Raw genomic sequence first — 3261 nt, 5'->3', positions numbered from 1 at the left:
GAATACGCAGCGAGTCGAACGGCGTGGGCTCACGACGACGCTTGCGGTCTCCGCGCTCACCGCGCTCGGGATTGAAGGACATGGAATACCTCGTGTTGCTGACGGCGCCCCTGGCCGGGACAGCCTGGCCGTGTGGCCATGATACGCGGGGATGTCTCACCCGGTGAGAGGATAAGTCTGTGGATAACCTGTGGGCGAAACGAAAACGGGCGCCTTTCGGCGCCCGCTTCCGAGGATCTCAGGGGGTTTCGGAGCTTACGCGCCGACCACCTTGACCTTGACCGTCTGCTGGATGTCGGCGTGGAGCACGACAACTGCATCGTACTCACCAACATTGCGGTACGGGCCTTCGGCCTGGATCACTTCGCTCTTGTCGACTTCCAGACCCTTCGCGGTCAGGGCTTCGGCAACGTCGCGCGGCGTGACCGAGCCGAACAGCTTGCCTTCCGGCGAAGCGTTGACTTCGATCGTGACCTCGGCGCCGTCGAGCTTGGCGGCACGAGCCTCGGCACCGGAGAGATGCTCCTTGGCCTTGGCTTCGTACTCGGCACGACGTGCTTCGAACGCTTCGAGGTTGGCGGCGGTCGCGCGAGCGGCCTTGCCAGTCGGAAGGAGGAAGTTACGACCGTAACCCGGCTTGACGCTGACCTTGTCGCCGAGGTCACCGAGGTTCTTCACCTTCTGGAGGAGGATGAGTTCCATGGTATTTCCTTACTTTTCGTTAGCACGGAATGGGCCCCGTGCAGCCAGGACGGTTGTCCGAAATGCCTGAAACCGGGCGCCCTCACCGATAACGGGAGGGCGCAGGGTGATCAGACGTCGTGGTTGTCGGTGTACGGCAGCAGTGAGAGGAAGCGAGCGCGCTTGATCGCGGTCGCCAGCTGACGCTGGTAGCGTGCCTTCGTGCCCGTGATGCGGCTCGGGACGATCTTGCCGTTCTCCGTGACGTACTGACGAAGGGTGTTGAGATCCTTGTAATCGATCTCTTTGACGCCTTCGGCGGTGAAACGGCAGAACTTGCGGCGGCGGAAGAATTTAGACATGGCTGTGATCCCCGATTAGTCGTCGCTGTCGCGATCGTTGTCGTTATCGCGACCGCCGCGGCGATCGTCGCTGCCGTCGTCGTCGTCACGGCGACGCGAACCCTTCTGCTCGTCCTTTTCCTTGCTCTTAAGGATGAAGGACGGCTCGAGGTCGGCCTCGTCGCGGCGAACCACGAGGTGGCRCAGGACGGCGTCGTTGAAGCGGAAGCCCGTCTCGAGCTCGTTCAGGGCGTTCTGCGAAACCTCGATGTTCAGCATCACGTAGTGAGCTTTGGCGAGGTTGGCGATCGGGTAAGCCAGCTGACGGCGGCCCCAGTCTTCGAGGCGGTGGATCTTGCCGTTGTCGCCTTCGATCAGCGCTTTGTAGCGCTCGATCATGGCAGGCACCTGTTCGCTCTGGTCCGGGTGGACCATGAACACAACTTCATAATGACGCATGGTGACTCCTTGTGGATGCACCCCTTGCGGGGATGGCAGCCTCCCGCAACGTGCGGTGAGGCAAGAAGACCCTCCTTTGGGGAGAGCCAGCCGCGCATTGTAAGGAGAAACCGGGGGTTGCCGCAAGGGTGCAGGGCTTGGAGGGCGGCTCTTTGTGGGAGCCGGCTATGCCGGCGATGGCGCCCGGCTATACCGCTTCGTAGGCTTTTCGCCGATGAATCGGCTCCCACATGTCCCTATTCAGGCGACGGTGAAGGATTCGCCGCAGCCGCACTCACCCGTGGCGTTTGGGTTGTGGAAGACGAAGGAAGCGTTGAGGCCCTGGCGCTGGAAGTCGATCAGGGTGCCCTCGACCAGGGGCAGGCTCTTGGGGTCGACCACCACGCGGATACCGTCGATATCCATGACCTGGTCGTCGGCGGCGATGGCGCCGGCCAGATCGACCACGTAGCCGAAGCCCGAGCAGCCCATCCGCTTGACGGAAAAGCGTACGCCCGCGGCCTCGGGGGCCTTGTCGAGGAAGGCGCGCATGCGGTCGGAAGCGGCGGGAGTGATCTGAATGCTCATGAAGACGTTTTTTTACCGTGGTATATCGGGAGAACGCTGCCGTTCACGTGGCCCTTACATTATCATGCAGGGTCGCGTCCCATGCGCCCTCATTAATGTGCGGTGCCTTTTCTGGAGTTTCAATCGATGACGGTGGTAAGCGTCAAGCAGGCCCTCGCTGGCGGCACGACCGCAGCGGAGCACGAAGTCACTGTACGCGGCTGGGTCCGCACCCTGCGTGAATCCAAGGGCGGCCTGTCCTTCGTGAACGTGAGCGACGGCTCCTGCTTCGCCCCGATCCAGGTGGTCGCCACCGCCGACCTGGCCAACTACGAGACGGACGTGAAACGCCTCTCGGCCGGCGCCGGCATCATCGCCACGGGCAAGCTCGTCCCTTCCCAGGGCAAGGGCCAGGCCTACGAAATCCAGGCCACCCGCATCGAAGTGACCGGCTTCGTCGAGAATCCGCTCACCTATCCCATCCAGCCCAAGCAGCACTCCATGGAGTTCCTGCGCGAGGTCGCCCACCTGCGCCCGCGCACCAACCTCTTCGGTGCCGTGACCCGTGTACGCCACACCATGATGATGGCGATCCACCGCCTGCTCACCGAGCAGGGCTTTTTCTGGATCAATACGCCGATCATCACCACCTCGGACGCCGAAGGCGCCGGTGACATGTTCCGCCTGTCCACCCTGGACCTGGCCAATCTGCCGCGCGACGACAAGGGCGGCATCGACTGGCGCAAGGATTTCTTCGGCCGCGAAGCGTTCCTGACGGTCTCCGGCCAGCTCAACGTCGAGGCCTACGCCCTGTCGATGAGCAAGGTCTACACCTTCGGCCCCACCTTCCGCGCCGAGAACTCGAACACCACCCGCCACCTGGCCGAGTTCTGGATGGTGGAGCCCGAGGTCGCGTTCGCCGACCTCAACGACATGGCCGACCTGGCCGAGCTGTTCCTCAAGGGCATCTTCAAGGCGGTGCTCGACGAGCGCGCCGACGATATGGCCTTCTTCGCCGAGCGCATCCAGCCGGACGCGATCTCGCGCCTGGAAGCGTTCATCGCCAAGCCGTTCGAGCGCATCCAGTACACCGAGGCCGTCGAGATCCTGCAGAAGTCGGGCAAGAAGTTCGAACACCCGGTCGCCTGGGGCATCGACCTGCAGACGGAACATGAGCGCTACCTCGCCGAGGAACATATCGGCCGCCCCGTGGTCGTCATGAACTACCCCGAAG

Annotated in this window: 5 protein-coding genes; 1 reads left to right on the top strand and 4 read right to left on the bottom strand. The window is 63.1% G+C overall.

Features of this window, described 5'->3' with window-relative positions; genetic code table 11:
• Nucleotides 1-255: 255 nt before the first annotated feature.
• The 4 genes from rplI to AC1DT2_RS18900 form a co-directional block, all read right to left on the bottom strand.
• Nucleotides 256-702: a 50S ribosomal protein L9 gene (gene rplI, locus AC1DT2_RS18915; RefSeq protein ID WP_213948423.1), complete on the bottom strand. Its 447-nt coding sequence runs from the start codon at nucleotides 700-702 to the stop codon at nucleotides 256-258.
• Between the two features lie 110 nt (nucleotides 703-812).
• Nucleotides 813-1043 carry a 30S ribosomal protein S18 gene (gene rpsR / locus AC1DT2_RS18910; protein WP_029214018.1) on the bottom strand — a complete coding sequence of 77 codons (231 nt, stop codon included), beginning with the start codon at nucleotides 1041-1043 and terminating at the stop codon, nucleotides 813-815.
• A gap of 15 nt (nucleotides 1044-1058) precedes the next feature.
• Nucleotides 1059-1481 carry a 30S ribosomal protein S6 gene (gene rpsF / locus AC1DT2_RS18905; RefSeq protein ID WP_477298008.1) on the bottom strand — a complete coding sequence of 141 codons (423 nt, stop codon included), beginning with the start codon at nucleotides 1479-1481 and terminating at the stop codon, nucleotides 1059-1061.
• Nucleotides 1482-1721: 240 nt separating this feature from the next.
• A complete protein-coding gene (locus AC1DT2_RS18900; RefSeq protein ID WP_063571735.1) occupies nucleotides 1722-2048 on the bottom strand; it encodes a HesB/IscA family protein in 327 nt (108 codons plus the stop codon).
• Between the two features lie 126 nt (nucleotides 2049-2174).
• Here AC1DT2_RS18900 and asnS point away from each other — a divergent pair.
• Nucleotides 2175-3261, top strand: a 1087-nt coding sequence (gene asnS, locus AC1DT2_RS18895; RefSeq protein WP_477298006.1) for an asparagine--tRNA ligase, incomplete at its 3' end; no start/stop codon positions are given.

This window comes from Luteibacter sp. P4_E6, assembly GCF_056401535.1.
The sequence above is the reverse complement of the archived record's forward strand: the minus strand, read 5'-3'. Positions and strand labels throughout refer to the sequence as shown.

Excerpts from the sequence above, each read along its gene's own strand:
- rplI (WP_213948423.1), bottom strand. The coding sequence starts at position 702 with ATGGAACTCATCCTCCTCCAGAAGGTGAAGAACCTCGGTGACCTCGGC.
- rpsR (WP_029214018.1), bottom strand. The coding sequence starts at position 1,043 with ATGTCTAAATTCTTCCGCCGCCGCAAGTTCTGCCGTTTCACCGCCGAA.
- AC1DT2_RS18900 (WP_063571735.1), bottom strand. The coding sequence starts at position 2,048 with ATGAGCATTCAGATCACTCCCGCCGCTTCCGACCGCATGCGCGCCTTC.